Origin of the sequence: Streptomyces scabichelini (assembly GCF_011045015.1) — a bacterium.
Classification (GTDB): Bacteria; Actinomycetota; Actinomycetes; order Streptomycetales; family Streptomycetaceae; genus Streptomyces; species Streptomyces scabichelini.
Window position 1 is genome coordinate 1 of record NZ_JAAKZY010000211.1, and the last position, 17,088, is coordinate 17,088.

General features: G+C 70.2%; 14 protein-coding genes. 6 read left to right on the top strand and 8 right to left on the bottom strand.

All coding sequences use genetic code 11. The features are described 5' to 3' along the window. The 3 genes from G5C60_RS40835 to glgB form a co-directional block, all read left to right on the top strand. A partial coding sequence (locus tag G5C60_RS40835; RefSeq protein ID WP_206440605.1) for an alpha-glucosidase C-terminal domain-containing protein occupies nt 1–141 on the top strand: 141 nt, incomplete at its 5' end. Nucleotides 142–280: 139 nt separating this feature from the next. Further along, nucleotides 281–1,678 carry a maltokinase N-terminal cap-like domain-containing protein gene (locus G5C60_RS40840; RefSeq protein WP_165267524.1) on the top strand — a complete coding sequence of 466 codons (1,398 nt, stop codon included), beginning with the start codon at nt 281–283 and terminating at the stop codon, nt 1,676–1,678. Between the two features lie 93 nt (nt 1,679–1,771). Then, nucleotides 1,772–4,099 (top strand): 1,4-alpha-glucan branching enzyme, encoded by a 2,328-nt coding sequence (glgB, locus tag G5C60_RS40845; protein WP_165267544.1) that lies wholly within the window; start codon nt 1,772–1,774, stop codon nt 4,097–4,099. A 319-nt stretch (nt 4,100–4,418) separates the two neighbouring features. Here glgB and G5C60_RS40850 read toward each other — a convergent pair whose 3' ends face one another. From G5C60_RS40850 to G5C60_RS40880, 7 genes are all read right to left on the bottom strand, one after another. Beyond that, nucleotides 4,419–5,843, bottom strand: a complete 1,425-nt coding sequence (locus G5C60_RS40850; protein ID WP_165267526.1) for a cytochrome P450 — start codon at nt 5,841–5,843, stop codon at nt 4,419–4,421. 131 nt (nt 5,844–5,974) lie between these two features. Then, nucleotides 5,975–8,233, bottom strand: a complete 2,259-nt coding sequence (locus G5C60_RS40855) for a HelD family protein (protein ID WP_206440604.1) — start codon at nt 8,231–8,233, stop codon at nt 5,975–5,977. Nucleotides 8,234–8,384: 151 nt separating this feature from the next. Continuing rightward, a complete protein-coding gene (trxA, locus tag G5C60_RS40860) occupies nt 8,385–8,741 on the bottom strand; it encodes a thioredoxin (protein ID WP_165267528.1) in 357 nt (118 codons plus the stop codon). Continuing rightward, nucleotides 8,714–9,142 carry a MerR family transcriptional regulator gene (locus G5C60_RS40865; protein ID WP_165267530.1) on the bottom strand — a complete coding sequence of 143 codons (429 nt, stop codon included), beginning with the start codon at nt 9,140–9,142 and terminating at the stop codon, nt 8,714–8,716. The genes trxA and G5C60_RS40865 overlap by 28 nt, the downstream gene beginning before the upstream one ends. A gap of 124 nt (nt 9,143–9,266) precedes the next feature. After that, nucleotides 9,267–10,736, bottom strand: coding sequence for an AAA family ATPase (locus G5C60_RS40870; protein ID WP_165267532.1), 1,470 nt, complete (start codon nt 10,734–10,736; stop codon nt 9,267–9,269). A 204-nt stretch (nt 10,737–10,940) separates the two neighbouring features. Beyond that, nucleotides 10,941–11,843, bottom strand: a complete 903-nt coding sequence (locus G5C60_RS40875) for an NAD(P)-dependent oxidoreductase (protein ID WP_165267534.1) — start codon at nt 11,841–11,843, stop codon at nt 10,941–10,943. Nucleotides 11,844–12,119: 276 nt separating this feature from the next. Beyond that, nucleotides 12,120–13,499, bottom strand: coding sequence for a cation:dicarboxylate symporter family transporter (locus G5C60_RS40880; RefSeq protein WP_165267536.1), 1,380 nt, complete (start codon nt 13,497–13,499; stop codon nt 12,120–12,122). 141 nt (nt 13,500–13,640) lie between these two features. Between G5C60_RS40880 and G5C60_RS40885 the strand changes: the two genes are divergently transcribed. Next, nucleotides 13,641–15,368, top strand: a complete 1,728-nt coding sequence (locus G5C60_RS40885; RefSeq protein WP_165267538.1) for a sensor histidine kinase — start codon at nt 13,641–13,643, stop codon at nt 15,366–15,368. Continuing rightward, nucleotides 15,365–16,051 carry a response regulator gene (locus G5C60_RS40890; protein WP_165267540.1) on the top strand — a complete coding sequence of 229 codons (687 nt, stop codon included), beginning with the start codon at nt 15,365–15,367 and terminating at the stop codon, nt 16,049–16,051. Before G5C60_RS40885 ends, G5C60_RS40890 begins: the two co-directional genes overlap by 4 nt. 82 nt (nt 16,052–16,133) lie before the next feature. On the opposite strand, the gene G5C60_RS40895 is transcribed toward G5C60_RS40890, so the two are convergent. Then, nucleotides 16,134–16,676 carry a hypothetical protein gene (locus G5C60_RS40895; RefSeq protein ID WP_165267542.1) on the bottom strand — a complete coding sequence of 181 codons (543 nt, stop codon included), beginning with the start codon at nt 16,674–16,676 and terminating at the stop codon, nt 16,134–16,136. Here G5C60_RS40895 and G5C60_RS40900 point away from each other — a divergent pair. Then, nucleotides 16,644–16,988: a tetratricopeptide repeat protein gene (locus G5C60_RS40900; protein ID WP_241267438.1), complete on the top strand. Its 345-nt coding sequence runs from the start codon at nt 16,644–16,646 to the stop codon at nt 16,986–16,988. The genes G5C60_RS40895 and G5C60_RS40900 overlap by 33 nt on opposite strands. The last annotated feature ends 100 nt before the right edge of the window (nt 16,989–17,088 follow it).

Here is a 17,088-nt window from a genome sequence, read left to right on the forward strand (position 1 = left end):
GACCTGCAGACCTTCAACGGCCGCCACCCCGTCGAACTCATCGGCGGCGTCCGCTTCCCCGCCATCGGCGACCTGCCCTACCTCCTCACCCTCGCCGGCCACGGCTTCTACTGGTTCCGACTGCGCAAAGACGTCGCGTGAGCGCTCCGCTCGCGCAGCTCCTCGCACCCCTTGAGGGGCGCGAGGAGCTGCACAAAAACGGCGGCGGGGGCGGTTTTCCTCGCCCCACCCTGGGCACGCATCAGTAACACCCCGCCCACCGGGGAAAGGACGCGACGCCATGTCGGAAGCCGTCATCCGCCCCGCCGTCACGAGCCCGGGCCTCCTCGCGTCCCTCGATCCGCTGTTGCGTGAGTGGCTGCCGAGGCAGCGGTGGTTCGCGGGCAAGGGGCGGCCCGTGACCGGGTTCTCCCAGGTCGCGGCGGTCGAGCTGCTGCCGTGGAACGCCAAGCTGGGGCTGCTGCATCTGCTCGTACGGGCCCATCAGCCGCTCGCGCCCACGCATGGTGCCCTCCCGCATCCCGGCGACTGCTACCAGCTCCTGATCGGTGTGCGCGAGACGCTCCCGCCGCACCTGGCGCCCGCGCTGATCGGCCACCCGGAAGAAGGGCCGCTGGCCGGGCGGACCGTGTACGAGGCGCTGCACGACCCGCGCGCCGCCGACCTGCTCCTGGAGGCACTGCGGACGAGGACGCAGGTCGGCGGGCTGCGCTTCGAGCGCGACACACGGCAGGAACTTCAGGACGATCTTGTGCCACGGGTGGTGACGGCCGAGCAGTCGAATTCGTCCATCGTCTATGGAGATACGTTCATCCTGAAGCTGTTGCGCCGGATCCTGCCGGGGATCAACCCCGATCTGGAGCTGCCGCTGGCGCTGGCCCGCGAGGACTGCCCGCGGGTGCCCGCGCCGGCCGGCTGGATGGTCGCGGACCTGGACGCTGAGACGTACGTACTGGGTGTGCTGCAGCGCTTTGTGCCGGGAGCCACGGACGGCTGGGACCTGGCGCTGCGCGAGCTCGCCAAGGGTGAGGACTTCAGCGGTGAGGCGCGGGCGCTCGGGCGGGCCACCGCCGAGGTGCACACGGCGCTGTCCCGGGCGCTGCCCACGGTCACGCTGGGCCACACGCAGATGGACATGCTCGTCGACGGCATGATCGAGCGGCTCGAGGCGGCCGTCCAGGCGGTGCCCGCGTTGCGTCCGTACGCGCCCGGTCTGCGGTCCGCGTTCGACGCGCTCGCCGAGCTGGCGGCGGAGGGCGAGACCTGGACCGCCCAGCGGATACACGGCGATCTGCATCTCGGGCAGTGTCTGCGGGACCCGGCCGGAGACTGGTCGCTGATCGACTTCGAGGGCGAGCCGTCGAAGCCGCTCGCCGAGCGCCGGCTGCCGCAGCCGACCGCGCGGGACGTCGCGGGCATGCTCCGCTCCTTCGACTACGCGGCGCACTCCGGCCAGCCGCTCGTGGCCGACTGGGCCGATGTCTGCCGGGCCGCGTACTGCACCGGATACGCCGAGGTCAGCGGCCGTGACCCGCGCTCCGAGCCTGTGCTGCTGCGGGCGTACGAGACGGACAAGGCGATCTACGAAGTCGTGTACGAGGCCCGGCACCGGCCCGACTGGCTGCCCGTACCGCTGGCCGCGGTCCACCGCCTGGCCGGCGGCGCCGCGGCATCCTGATCCGCCCCACCTCACCCCGCCGAGGAGACCCCACCTGTGACACCCCGCCCGAACCCAGCCGCCGACAAGCCGAAGAGCGCGAAGGCCAAGGCCATGAAGAAAGTACCCAAGCCAGCGGATACTCCGGAATCCCGGCCGGAGGAAGACGTACGGGCCGCGGAAGCTCCGACGAAGCCCGGTGGGGACGCACGGTCCGAGGCGGAGGCCGCGGTGGATCCCGGTGGAGAGGTGCGCCCCCTGGCCGTACTCGATCGCGGTGACCGGGAGCGACTGCTCGGCGGCGCGCATCATGATCCGCACTCCGTGCTCGGGGCACATCCGGTGCCGGGTGGTGTGGTCTTCCGGACGCTGCGGCCGTACGCGCAGTCCGTGACCGTCGTCGCGGACGAGCTGCGGGCCGAGCTGCACGACGACGGGGACGGGTTCTTCTCGGCGGTGCTGCCGCTGCGGGAGGTGCCGGCGTACCGGCTGCTGGTGGAGTACGACGGGACCGTCCAGGACGTCGAGGACGCCTACCGCTTCCTGCCCGCCATCGGCGACCTCGATCTGCATCTGTTCGGCGAGGGGCGCCATGAGCAGCTGTGGAAGGCGCTCGGTGCCGAGCCGATGGAGCACCAGGGCGTGACCGGGACCCGCTTCACGGTCTGGGCGCCGAACGCGCGCGGGGTGCGCCTGGCCGGGACGTTCAATTTCTTTGACGGCACGGCCTATCCGATGCGGTCGCTGGGCTCCTCCGGGGTGTGGGAGCTGTTCGTGCCGGGGCTCGGCGAGGGCGAGCTCTACAAGTTCGAGATCACGCGGCCCGACGGCTCCAAGACGATGCGTGCCGATCCGATGGCCCGGCGTACCGAGGTTCCGCCCAAGACGTCCTCCGTCGTGACCGCCTCGTACCACGAGTGGCAGGACGGGGAGTGGATGTCCCGCCGGGCCGACCGGCCGGCCCATGAGTCGCCGATGTCCGTGTACGAGGTCCATCTCGCTTCCTGGCGTCCAGGGCTGACGTATCGTCAGCTGGCCGATCAACTCCCCCGCTACGTCTCCGATTTGGGCTTCACGCATGTGGAGCTGATGCCGGTCGCCGAGCACCCCTTCGGCGGCTCCTGGGGCTACCAGGTGACCGGCTTCTACGCACCCACGGCCCGGCTCGGCACCCCCGACGACTTCAAGTACCTCGTCGACTCCCTCCACCAGGCCGGCATCGGCGTGATCATGGACTGGGTGCCCGCGCACTTCCCGCGCGACGACTGGGCGCTGGCCGAGTTCGACGGCCGGCCGCTGTACGAGCACGAGGACCCTCTCCGGGCCGCGCATCCCGACTGGGGCACCCTCGAGTTCGACTACGGCCGCCGCGAGGTACGCAACTTCCTGGTCGCCAACGCCGTGTACTGGTGCGAGGAGTTCCACATCGACGGACTACGGGTCGATGCCGTCGCCTCGATGCTGTACCTCGACTACTCGCGCGAGCCGGGGCAGTGGACGCCGAACGTGCACGGGGGCCGGGAGAACCTGGACGCGGTGGCGTTCCTCCAGGAGATGAACGCGACGGTGTACCGGCGTGAGCCCGGCGTCGTGACGATCGCCGAGGAGTCGACGGCCTGGGACGGTGTCACGCGCGCCACCCACGACATCGGGCCCGGCGGCTTCGGTGGTCTCGGCTTCGGCCTGAAGTGGAACATGGGCTGGATGCACGACTCGCTCGGCTATGTCTCGAAGGAGCCCGTACACCGGAAGTACCACCACAACGAGATGACGTTCTCGATGGTGTACGCGTACAGCGAGAACTACGTCCTGCCGATCTCGCACGACGAAGTCGTCCACGGCAAGCGGTCGTTGGTGTCGAAGATGCCGGGCGACTGGTGGCAGCAGCGCGCCAACCAGCGCGCGTACCTGGGCTTCATGTGGGCCCACCCGGGTAAGCAACTCCTCTTCATGGGCCAGGAGTTCGCGCAGGGCGCGGAGTGGTCGGAGAGCCACGGGCCGGACTGGTGGCTGCTGGACCCGGCGTACGGTGCGGAGGCGGACCATCGCGGCGTACGTGACCTCGTCGGCGGGCTGAACTCCGTGTACCGGCAGACTCCGGCGCTCTGGGAGCTCGACACGGATCCCTCCGGGTTCGCCTGGGTCACGGGGGATGCGGCCGAGGACAACGTGTTCGCGTTCCTGCGCTTCGACTCGGCGGGTGCTCCGCTGCTGGCGGTGTCCCACTTCTCGCCGGTGGTCCGGCACGAGTACCGGTTGGGTGTCCCGGACGACGTCCCCGCCTGGCACGAGGCGTTGAACACCGACTCCGCCCGCTACGGCGGCAGCGACGTCGCCAACCCCGACCCCATCAAGCCGGACGCCCAGGGCTGGCACGGCCGCCCTGCCAGCATCCGGTTGACACTGCCACCGCTGGCGACGGTGTGGCTGCGGCCGGCGTAGCGCAGGGGGGTTCGCCCCCGCCGCCCTTACCCGTCCCATACCAAGGGGCTCCGCCCCTGGACCCCGCTGGGGGCTGCGCCCCCAGACCCCCGCTGATCGGCCTGGCGGCCTCGTCCTCAAACGCCGGACGGGCTGAAATCAGCCCGCCCGGGGGAAATTCAGCCCGTCCGGGGAAATTCAGCCCGTCCGGCGTTTGAGGACCGGGGGTCCGGGGCGGAGCCCCGAGGGGGTCCAGGGGCGCAGCCCCGTGGGGTCTGGGGCGAAGCCCCAGGAGAGTGGACGGGAACGGGTAGGGGCGGCGGGGGCGAACTCACCCCCCTCAACCCCCCTTGCGCGTGCCGAACATCAGGTGGCGCAGGGCCGACAGCAGGCCCCTGGCGTGGTGCGCCGACGACCGCGAGGTGTCGGACTGCGGAGTTCCGTTCGCGGCCGTGTGGCCAGGGGGCGGGGCGGCGTGGGCCGGACGGCTGTCGCTGAGTTCGTAGCGGACCGGGAGGAGGCGCAGGCCTCGTACGACGGGGCCCGAGCGCCAAGGCAACTGGTCGGGCGGGAGCGTGAGTTCGACCTTGGCGAAGTGGTCGAAGATGCGGCCCACGGCCGTGGACACGACGGCGCCGGCCAGTTCGCGGGCAGCGCTGGGACACTGGTGCGGCCCCGCACCCCAGCCCAGATGCGCCCGCGTACTCACCGTGGAGTCGACGATGTGGGACCCGATCGCCATCAGATCGTGGTGGGCCGCCGCGGCGGACGGCGAGACCACGTCACCGGCCCGCACCCAGAAGTTGCCCAGCCGCACATCACGCGCCGCGAAGCGGAAGCACATGTTGGCCACCGGCGAGTTGGCCAGCGCGGCCCGGTTGATCGTCTCGCCGATCAGCCCGGCCGACAGACTCCGCCGAACCGTGGCGTTGCCCCGCAGCACCTCCAGCAGGGTGTTGCAGACCATGTTGCCGGTGATGTCGTTGAGGTAGACGGCGTTCATGAACAGCTCACGGCCGAGCTGTTCGTCGGAGAGCGACGGATCGGCCAGGAGCATGTACGAGGTGAGGTCGTCGCCGGGCACGGCCCGCCGGTGGGCTGCCAGCCGGGTCATGGCCGCGAGCGCCCGCCCGGTGGCGGGCCCCGCGTCGAGCCCGCCGTCGAGCATCCGCCACAGGTCCATGACCATCTCGTCGCCGAGTTCGACGGGACAGCCGAACAGCCGAGTGGTGATCATCAGCAGCAACGGTCTCGTGTACTGCGCGGCCAGGTCCATGAACCCGGCGGAACCGGACTCCGCCGCCAGCATGGCGACGAGCTCGTCCGCGTACGCCACGACGGCCGAACGCAGCTCCCACCCCTGCGGGGTGCGCGCGTCCTGGAACGGGCCGAGGGCGGAGTGGTAGGTCTGCCGGGCGGCCAGATGCTCCTCGCCGTCCATGAACATCGTCTGCCGGACCTCGTACCCCGCGAGCAACGGCCAGTCCTGCGGCAGCCGCCCCTCCGCCCGCGCCCTCCAGTACCGGATGTCCCGCCGCCACACACTCTCGTTGCGCAGCACCTCCAGGACTTCGCGGTAGTCGAGAACCAGCCATACCGGTACGCCCATCAGCCCGACCGGCGCCACCGGCCCGTACGTACGCCGCAGCTGCGCGTACACACCGGCCGGGTCGGTGTCGAAAGCCGACGTCAGCAACGGCTCGACGCGCAACGACTCGAGTGGGAGCGCGTCGGCCGGAGCCTCGGCGAACGGTTGAGGTTCCATGCGAACACGCTTACAGCACCACGCATGCACAAGCTGTGACCATGACGTGAACTGTTACGACTCGGTGATGTCCGGTGATGTCCGCGGAGGATGCGGCGATACCCCCGTAAAAGCTGGCCGCGCCGTTCCGTTCAGAACGCCGCGGCCAGCGCCTCCGGCAGCTCCCCCGTGTGCACGATGCCCAGCGCCTGCGTCGCCCGGGTCAGCGCGACGTAGAGGTCACTGGTGCCGTAGCGGGACGGCTCGACCACCAGCACCGCGTCGAACTCCAGGCCCTTGGACTGGCGAGGATCGAGGAGGACCACCGTCCGGGTCAGGTCGGGTTCCTCGCCCGCCGTGACGCCGTCGAGGCGCCCGGCCAGCGCCCGGTGCAGGTCGCGCGGCGCGATCACCGCCAACCGCCCCTCGGTGGGGGTCAGTTCCGCGGCCGCCTTCGCCACGGCACCCGGCAGGTCGTCCGTGACCCGCGCCCAGGGCCGTACGCCTGTCGACCGCACCGAACTCGGCGGCTGGAAACCGGGGTGCTCGGCGCGCACCACGGCCGCCGCGACGTCCATGATCTCGGACGGTGTGCGGTAGTTGACAGCGAGACGGGTGTGCTCCCAGCGGTCCTCCACGTAGGGGTCAAGGATGTCCGACCAGGAGCCGACGCCCGCGGCGTCGGCCGTCTGCGCGGGATCGCCGACGAGCGTCATCGACCGCGTGGGGCTGCGCCGCATCAGCAGCCGCCACGCCATCGGCGACAGCTCCTGCGCCTCGTCGACGATGATGTGCCCGAACGCCCAGGTGCGGTCGGCCGCGGCGCGCTCGGCGGCGCTGCGGTGGTCGTCCTCCTCGTGGCGCTCGGCCATCCGCTCGGCGTCGATGATGTCGTGCGCGGACAGGACCTCGGAGGCCTCGGAGTCGCCGTCCTCCTTGTCCTCGAACTCATACGTCCGTGAGGCGTACGAGATGTCGAGCACGGTCTGCGCGTACGCGATCTGATCGCTGCGTTCCTTCTCCGCCGCCGCCCTGGCCATCCGGTCGTCCTCGCCGAGGAGTTCGGCGGCCTCGTCGAGGAGGGGGACGTCCGCGGTGGTCCAGGCACGCGTCACCGTACGGCGGATCGCGTCCGCGTCCGCCTCCGAGAGGTATCCGTCGGGCTCGGCGAGGAAGTCGGCCACAAGTCGCTGCGGGGTGACCCGCGGCCACAACTGGTCGATGGCCGACCAGACTTCGGGGTTCTCGTCCAGCTCGTCACGGATCTGCGTGATGTCGCTGGCGTCGAGCAGGTTCGAGCCGTCGTACGGGTCCGTGCCGATCCGCTCGGCGACCATGTCGGTGAGGATGTTGAGGATGTGGCCCTCGAAGTGCTCCCGGGCGGCGTTGTGCGGCAGCTTCGTCTCACGGGTGCGCTCGCGCGCGACGCGTACGAGATCGTCGTCGAGCATCAGGATGTCCCGGTCGTGCTCGATGGCGATCACCGGGTCGGGCAGGGCCTCGCGGTCGCGTACGACGGCGGCGAGGACGTCGGCCATGTCGGCGCGGCCCTTCACGGCGGCGGCCTCGGGGGTGTCGGTCGCCGTGGCCTTCACACCGGGGTACAGCTCACCGACGGTCGAGAGCAGCACACCGGTCTCGCCGAGCGAGGGCAGGACCTCGCCGATGTAGCCGAGGAACGCCGGGTTCGGGCCGACGATCAGGACGGCCCGCCTGGCGAGCAGCTCCCGGTGTTCGTACAGGAGATACGCGGCGCGGTGCAGCGCCACGGCCGTCTTGCCGGTGCCGGGTCCGCCCTCCACCACCAGTACACCGCGGTGCGGGGCGCGGATGATGCGGTCCTGCGCGGCCTGGATGGTCTGCACGATGTCGCTCATGCGGCCGGTGCGCGCCGAGTTGAGGGCGGCGAGCAGGACGTCGTCGCCGGCATGGCCCTCGTGCCCGGTGCGCTCCTCGTCCCCCAGGTCGAGGATCTCGTCGTGCAGGGCGGTGACAGCACGCCCCTCTGTGGTGATGTGCCGACGGCGGCGCAGACCCATCGGGGTGTGGCCGGTGGCGAGGTAGAAGGGGCGGGCGACCGGGGCCCGCCAGTCGATCAGGATCGGCGTGTGTTCGGTGTCGTCGGCGCGGATTCCGATCCGGCCGATGTGGTGCGTCGTTCCGGTGGTGAGGTCGATTCGGCCGAAGCAGAGGGAACCGTCCACCGCGTTCAGCGCGGCGAGCAGCCCCGACCGCTCCGCGACCAGGATGTCCCGCTCCAGGCGGGCCTGCTGCGGCGTATGGCCCTGCGCGAGCGCGTCCGCCACGGAGGCCTCGGTGCCGCCGCGCAGGGCGTCGACGCGCGCATACAACCCGTCGATGAATTCCTGCTCGCGGCGGAATTCATCGTCCGGAAAATCGGTGTTTGACAATTCCACTCCCGGCCGGATATACTGTGCTTACTCAACGTCTTCCGCGACCTAATTGCATTGAAGTCGCGAACCATTGAATATACGCAAAGCAATCCCCCGAGCGCAATTGCTCGGGGGATTTCTCGTTGCCCGCCCCTGTCGTTCTGCGGCGTCAGAGGACGTCGGACAGCTCCTCCAGCAGCCGCCGCTTCGACCTGGCTCCCACCATGGACTTCACCGGCTCGCCGGCACGGAACACCATGAGCGTGGGCATCGACAGCACTCCGTACGCGTTCGTGGTTCCCGGATTCGTGTCCACGTCCAGCTGGACCACCTTGAGCCGGTCGCCCTCCTCGGCGGCGACGGCGCTCAGTACCGGCGCGATCTGCCGGCACGGCGGACACCAGTCGGCCGTGAACTCCACCAGCACGGGCAGCTCCGCCCTGATCACCTCCGCCTCGAAGTCCGCGTCCGTCACTTCCGCCACGCCTGCCGCCTTGATCACCGCGTCCGCCCTCCCAGCTCGCATACGGGTTCCGGGCCGCCCGGAACCTCCGCCCCGGCCGCCAGCTCGTCGCGCGCCTGCTCGGCCTTCTCCAACTGCGCACCGACCTGCGCCCGCACGGCCTGCAACTCGCCGATCAGCGCGTCCAGTTCACCGAGCTTGCGCCGGTACACCGCCAGCGACGCCGGACACGAGTCGCCCTCCGGGTGCCCGGCCCGCAGACACTCCACGAACGGCCGCGTCTCCTCCAGCTCGAACCCGAAGTCCTGCAACGTCCTGATCTGCCTGAGCAGCCGCAGATCGTCCTCGCCGTACGTGCGGTACCCATTGGCCCCGCGTCGCGCGGGCAACAGCCCCCGCGACTCGTAATACCTCAGGGCGCGCGTCGTGGTCCCGGCCCGCGCCGCCAACTCGCCGATTCGCATACCGCGACGGTAATCCTTGACGCCGACGTCAAGGCAAACGGTGGCGCTCCGCTGGGGGGGCGGTTCGAAGGTGCGGGTTCGTTGTGGCTGGTCGCGCAGTTCCCCGCGCCCCTATCGGGGCCTGTCAGTCGTCCTCCTCCTCGATCAGCCAGTCCTCGTCGGCCTCGTCGTCGGAGGGCTTTACCCCCAGAAGGCGGCGGGTCAGGCGGTCGTGGTCGGAGAGGAGTTCGTCGACCGCCGCCCGGAGGTCGTCCGTCTCCGTGTGGTCCGCCTCGCGTTCCGCGGAGATCAGTACGGCCCGGCGTATGAGCTCCTTGGTGAAGGAGGCGGTGGTGCCCTCGGTGCGGGTGACGATCTCCTCGGCGATGTCCTTGCCGAGGTCGAGGCCGGCTCCGTACAGGTCGAGGAGCCGGGCGCGGCCGTCGGCGTCCGGGAGGGGGATCTCGACGGCGAGGTCGACGCGGCCTGGACGCTGGACGAGGGCGGGTTCGAGGAGGTCGGCGCGGTTGGTGGTGAGGAGGAAGGCCACGTCGGCGTCGTCGCCGAGGCCGTCCATCTCGTTCAGCACCTGGAAGAGCAGGGGCTGGGCGTCTCCGTCGTAATCTCGGGCCTCGGCGACCAGGTCGACGTCCTCGAGGATCACGAGTGCGGGCTGGAGCATGCGGGCGAGCCGGCACGCGGGGCCGATCGCGCCCATGCTCGTGCCGGAGAGGACGACGACCGTGAACTCCTGGAGGTGGGAGAGCAGGTAGCGGATGGTGTGGGTCTTGCCGGTGCCGGGCGGGCCGTACAGCAGCAGCCCACGGCGCAGATGCTGGCCCGCAGCGCGCAGCCGCTCGCGGCGCCGGGCCACCCCGACGACCTGCCGCTCCACCCGCTCCAGCAGTCCCGCCGGCAGCACGATCTCCTCGCGCGTCAGAGCGGGCCGGCGGTGGAAGCGGAACGGACCGAGGCCCTCGTCGAACTCCGAGCCCTCGAAGGAGAGGATCTGCCCGCGGAAGATGTTGTGCTCGCGCATCAGCGCGTCGATGTCGGCGAGCAGCCGGTCCGCGAACTCCTTGTCCTGGGCGAGCACTTCGAGCTCGACCTTGTTGCGCCCGTACTCGTCCGCCGGTCCGCGCAGCAACAGCGCGAACCGCTTCTCCCTCTCCTGCCCGAGGTAGAACCCGAAGGAGACGCAGGCGAGTTCGTCGTCCGGCGAGACCGGCATCTGCGCGTAGTCGACGGCACCGAGCACGAACCGGTCGTAGAGGCTCGCCGATTCGAGGATCTCGCCCAGCGTGAGGTCGCCGCGGCTCTCCGCGCCGGTCATCCCGATCAGCTCGTGCGTCCGCCCCTCGGCGGCGAACCAGCGCTCCAGGGCGAGATGGACGTTGGGCAGGTCGTACGGGGGATACGCGGCCTTGACCACCGGCTGGTCCCGGGGCGCGGTCCCCAGATGCGCGCGGAGCCGCTCGGTGAGGTCACGACCGTCCGCCTTGCGCTTCGGCCGCGCGACCGCTCGGAGGAACTCGTAGAAGAGGTCGCTGATTTCGTCCATCGACAGCGCCGCCGCACCGTCGTCCGTGCCCATGGTCTCCGGCTCGTCCCCCATACCCGCCTCCGTACCGAACGGTCGCGCTCATGGCTCTCCAGCCTGAGGCTCGGCGCGTCGGCCCGTCAAAGGGTTTCAGGCGGGGAGGAGGGCCGCGCCCCTTTCGGGGCCGCGCCCCTTGGGGCGCGGCCCCGAAAGGGGCGCGGGGAACTGCGCGACCAGCCACGACGGACCCGCAGTTATCGAACCGCACTTCCAGCGGAGCTAGTCGCCTCGTACGACCTCGATCGTGCTCGTCCAGCTGTCGGCGGCGTGCCCGCGTGCCACGGCCTTGTCGTAGACCTCCTTGACCGGGCGGACGGTGCTCACGTCGAGACCACGATGTTCGGCCCACTCCAGGACGTGGCCCACGGCGGTCGCCATCATGCCGAGGTTGGCGTCCTCTCCTGGATAGCTGCCCGCGTCGACGTCCCGCGCGGCGCCGGCGGCGATGGGCGGCAGGATCGCGGTGATGGTGTTCAGATACGGAGCGAGGTCGGCGGCACGCACCCCGTCGGCCCCGGCCAGCGCGAACGCGTGCACCAGCCCGGTGATGGACGAGTAGAAGTAGTCGAGTAGCGCCAGGTCGTAGACGGCGGCGAGCCCTTGGTCCTCGCCGAGGTACGCGGCTTTCCCGCCCATCGCCTTGAGCGCGGTCTCGTGCTTGTCGTAAGCCGCCCGCGGACCGCTGTAGAAGATCAGCGCCTCCGGCTGCCCGATCATCGTGATCGGCACCATGATCGAGCCGTCGAGATAGTCGATGCCGCGGTCGTTCGCCCAGCTCGCGGTGGCGCGGGAGCGTTCCGGGGTGTCGGAGGTCAGGTTGACGAGGACTCGGCCGGGCAGTTCGCCCGCGGCGGCTTCGAGTACGGCCTGTGCCGCGTCGTAGTCGACCACGCAGACGACGACCAGCTCGGCGGCGCGTACGGCTTCGGCGGCACTCTCCGCCCGGACCGCGCCCCGCGCGACCAACTCGTCGCCCTTTCCGGGGGAACGGTTCCAGACGGTGGTGGGGTGCCCCGCCCGCAGAAAGGCGGCGGCGAGTGCCTGGCCCATGGCGCCCAGGCCAAGGACGGCGACAGGGGTCTTCTCAAGGTCGACAGGGGTGTTTTCAAGGTCATTTGCCATGCGGACCATGCTGGTCGGGCGCCCAACTCCGCACAAGTACCGACTATTTGGTCAGGTACTTACCAAAAGGTAAGCCCGGCCACCGAGCTGGCGACCGGGCCGAACAACTGAACCGGGCGGCTGAGCGACGGGGGATGCACCCAGCCGCCCGGAGTTTTTATCGTCGGGGCTGCGCCCCGAAAGGGGCGCGGGGCTGTATCGATTTGCGGCTCCGCCGCGTGGGCTCGACCAGCCACAACGGACCCGCAGACGACGTACCGCCCTACCCGCGGAGCGTCACGCCTTCGTCAGCTCCTTCTCGCCGCCCTCACGCTGCGCCGGTACATCGTCGGCAGGCGCATCGTCGTCCAGCAGCGTCTTCTCGTCGAACGGCAGCTCCCCCGCGAGCACCTGGTCGACCCGCGCTCGGTCGATCTCCTTCGTCCACGTACCGATCAGCACCGTGGCGACCGCGTTGCCCGCGAAGTTCGTCAGGGCGCGGGCCTCGCTCATGAAGCGGTCGATGCCGACGATCAGGCCGACGCCGTCGACCAGCGCGGGCTTGTGCGACTGGAGGCCGCCGGCCAGCGTGGCGAGCCCGGCCCCGGTGACTCCGGCCGCGCCCTTCGAGGCGACGAGGAGGAAGAGGAGCAGCGGAATCTGCTCACCGATCGACATCGGCGTACCCATGGCGTCGGCGATGAACAGCGAGGCCATGGTCATGTAGATCATGGTGCCGTCGAGGTTGAAGGAGTAGCCGGTCGGGACGGTGATGCCGACCACGGGCTTACTGACGCCCATGTGCTCCATCTTCGCGATGAGCCGCGGCAGCGCGGACTCGGAGGAGGAGGTGGACAGGATCAGCAGGAACTCACGGCCCAGGTACTTGAAGAACGTGAGGATGTTCAGGCCCGCCACGATGCGCAGCAGCGCGGCCAGCACGATGAAGACGAAGAGGAAGCAGGTGATGTAGAAGCCGAGCATCAGCACGGCGAGGCTCTTCAGCGCGTCGATACCGGCGGAGCCGGTGACCGCGGCGATGGCACCGAAGGCACCGATCGGGGCGGCCCACATCACCATGGCGAGGATGCGGAAGACGAGGCGCTGGATGTGCTCGACACCGCGCAGGATCGGCTGGCCGGCGTCACCCATGGCCTGCAGTGCGAAGCCGGCGAGCAGGGCCACGAGGAGGGTCTGCAGGACCTCACCGCCGGTGAACGCGGAGACGATCGTGGTCGGGATGATGCCGAGCAGGAACTCCTCGGTGTTCTTGGCCTCGGTGACCTGTGCCTGACCGGTCTCCTTGACCGCGTCGGTGACCGCGAGGCCCGTACCCGGGTCGATGATGTTGCCGACGACCAGGCCGATACCGAGCGCGACCAGCGACATCACCGTGAAGTAGCCGAGCGCGATGCCACCCACCGCGCCGACCTTCGCGGCCTTCCGTACCGAGCCGATGCCCAGCACGATCGTGCAGAAGATGATCGGCGAGATCATCATCTTGATCAGGTTCACGAAGCCGGTGCCGATCGGCTTCAGCTCTACAGCGAAGTCGGGCGCGACCAGACCCACGGTGATTCCGAGGGCCACCGCGATGATCACCGCGATGTAGAGGTAGTGGGTGCGATCCCGCTTGCCAGCGGGTGCGGTAGCTGCCGTTTTGGACGTACTCGTCACGGCTGCCTCCTTGACGTCATCGTCGGCATCACCGGCGTGCGGCTCACGTCCGGGGGTTGCGGTGACTATCCCCTGCCGTGTGAGGGCGGTCACCCTTCCGTTCATTTAGTTCACGTGGAAGCAACGAGGCAGACTGATTCCATGCGTTTCCCCCGGCCTCGCAGCCTCGCGGGCCAGCTCTTCCTCATGCAGGCCGTGCTGGTCACCGTTCTGGTGGCCGGATACGCCCTCTTCACGTACATCGGCGACCGCAGCCAGGCCGAGGACGCGGCGGGCCGTCAGGCCAGGGGCGTCGCGGTGGCGGTGGCGGACTCCCCTTCCGTACGAGCGGCCATCCGCACCGAGGACCCGACGAAGACCCTCCAGCCGTACGCGACCCAGGTGCTGCGCCACGCGGAGGTCGACTTCGTCACGATCATGAACCCGGGGGGCATCCGCTGGACCCACCCCGACGAGAAGCAGATAGGCAAACACTTCCGCGGCCACACCGCCCGCGCCCTCCGCGGCCAGACCTTCACGGAGTTGTACACGGGCACTCTCGGCCCGTCCGTACGCGCCGTCACGCCGATCTACGACAACGGCCACATCGTCGGTCTGGTCAGCGCGGGCATAAGGGTCGAGGCGATCAGCGAGCGCGTCCAGGACCAGGTGACGGCCCTGCTCGGCGTCGCGGCGGGCGCCCTGGCCCTCGGCGGCCTCGGCACGTACGTCATCAACGCCCGGCTGCGCCGCTCCACCCACGGGATGAACGCGGGCGAGCTCAGCCGGATGCACGACTACCACCAGGCCGCCCTGCACGCCGTGCGCGAGGGGCTGCTGATGCTGGACGGGCAGTTCAAGGTGGCGTTGATCAACGACGGCGGCCGGGAGCTGCTGGACGTCCATGACGACGTGGTCGGCCGCTCCGTGGCGGAGTTCGGGCTGCCCGCGCCTCTGACGGGAGCGCTGCTGTCGGCGGAGCCGCGCGTGGACGAAGTGCATCTCACCGCGTCGCGGGTGCTGGTGGTGAACACGTCGCCGGTGTCGAGCGGTGAGCGCCGGGGCACGGTCGTGACCCTGCGCGATGTGACCGAACTCCAGTCCCTGATGGGCGAGTTGGACTCCGAGCGCGGCTTCACGCAGGCGCTCCGCTCCCAGGCGCACGAGGCCGCGAACCGCCTCCACACAGTGGTCTCCCTGATCGAGCTGGGCCGCGCCGAGGAAGCCGTCGACTTCGCCACGGCCGAACTGGAGCTGGCCCAGGCGCTGACGGATCAGGTGGTGGCGGCGGTGAGCGAGCCGGTGCTGGCCGCGCTGCTCCTGGGCAAAGCCGCGCAGGCGAACGAGCGGGGCGTCGAGCTGGTCGTCTCCGAGGACAGCAGCATCGACGACGGTCTGCTGCCGGACTCGCTGCCCGCGCGGGACCTGGTGACGGTACTGGGCAACCTGATCGACAACGCGGTGGACGCGGCGCAGGGCTCGGTCGGCGCCCGTGTCACGGTCACCGCGCTCGCGGACGACGAGGGTCTTGTGCTGCGGGTCACCGACACCGGGGACGGCGTGGACCCGGCCCACGCGGAGGCGGTCTTCCAGCGCGGCTGGTCGACGAAGCCGTCCGGTCCCGGGGGCCGGGGGCTCGGCCTTGCCCTCGTACGGCAGGCCGTCAGCCGCCACGACGGAACGCTGAGCGTGACGGAGGCCGCGGGGGGCGGGGCGTCGTTCGAGGTGCGGTTGCCGTTGCCGTCGGCGGTGCGGTCGGCCGCGGGGCAGGCAGCAGACGGTCAGGCAGCAGAGGGGCAGGTTTCGGCCAGGGGGACTAAGGTCCACGCCGAGCCCGAGGCCACGGCCGAGCCGGCTCCGCAGCCCACTCCGCACGGAGGCACCGCATGAGCACGCCCTCCAAGGACATCCGCGTCCTGGTCGTCGAGGACGACCCCGTCGCGGCGGACGCGCATGTCCTGTACGTGGGGCGGGTGCCCGGTTTCACGGCGGTGGGCAAGGCGCACACCGGGGCGGAGGCCCGGCGGGCGCTGGACCGGATGCCGGTGGATCTGCTGCTCCTCGACCTCCATCTCCCGGACGTCCACGGCCTGCAGCTCGCGCGCTCCCTCCGCGCGGCCGGATATCACGCCGACGTCATCGCGGTCACGTCCGCGCGGGATCTCACGGTCGTACGGGAGGGCGTCTCGCTGGGCGTGGTGCAGTACGTCCTGAAACCCTTCACCTTCGCCACCCTGCGGGACCGGCTGGTGCGGTACGCGGAGTTCCACGCGGCGGCCGGCGAGGCCAGCGGCCAGGACGAGGTGGACCGGGCATTGGCGACCCTGCGCGCACCGGGACCGGCGGCACTGCCCAAGGGATTGAGCGCGCCGACGTTGGAGCGGGTGACCCGGGCCCTGCGGGACTCCACGGAGGGTCTGACCGCGGCGGGAGTGGCGGAGGCCGTGGGGATATCCCGGATCACCGCCCGGCGATACCTGGAGCATCTGGTGGACGCGGGGCGTGCGGGACGGAGTCCTCAGTACGGGCAGGTGGGGAGGCCGGAGTTGCAGTACCGGTGGATCAAGGGGTAGGCGGCGAGGGGCGGTTGGCACGGCGGCGGCCTCCGGTCAGTCCGGATCGCTCCCGGATCGCCCGAAGGCCATCGGCGTACCGTCAAGAAGAGCTGAACACCCCGGCGTACACCAGGAACTGGGCACCCAGCCCCGCGACAGCGAGCGCCTCCAGCAGGGACACCGCCAGCAGGCCCCCGGTGACCTGACCACCGGCCCAGTACACAACGAGCCCCGCCAACGGCACGACGCAGAAGGCGAGCAGATCGATCCCGCACTGGATGGCTTTGCGGGAGGCCCTTCGGGAGTCACCGCGGTGGGCGGTCTCCCAGCCGAAGGCGCCTTCAGTACCGGCGAGTTGGGCCAGCCGAGGCCTCAACTCGCCCCGCACGTAGGCCCCGATCGCCGAGATCTTCTCGTCGTTCACGAGGTAGGTCCACCCGAGAACGACACACACCGGCGGCATCGCGAGCAGCATCGACGCCTGCTTGGCCTGGGCGGCCGCGGCGATGACGGCGGCGACGACCGCGAGGGTGACGTACAGCAGGTTGTCCCGGAACCCGATCCGCGCCTTCTGCTCGTCCTTGATGGTCTGGTACTCGGCGAGGAGCAGTTGACCAACGGTGATGTCGTCTCGTTCCGGCATTTCCCCGTCCCCCAGCGGTTCCTCATTCGGTGCCGACACAGGCTCTGGAACGGCCTAGGCGTCGCCCTGGCGAAGGTAGACCGATTCGAGGAGGCCATCGAAGCGTTCGGCAATGCCTCGGACAACCACCGGGAGTTCGAGGACTGGTACAGGGCGGGCGAGGCCCTCTACAACATGGCTCTTGCCCACCACACCATAGGTCACCCCGCCGAAGCCCGCGCCTACTACCTCCAGGCCGCCGACTCCTACGCCCTTGCCAAAGCCTTCGATGAAGCCGCCGAAGCCCAATCCGCCGCAGACGCATTGACCTGACTAGACCACTCCACCTACGTTCACCGGGCAGCCATCCCCGCGCCACAACGAAGTGAGCCCGCAGGAGGTCATGCCCGTGCGCCCCACCGCATCCCACCCC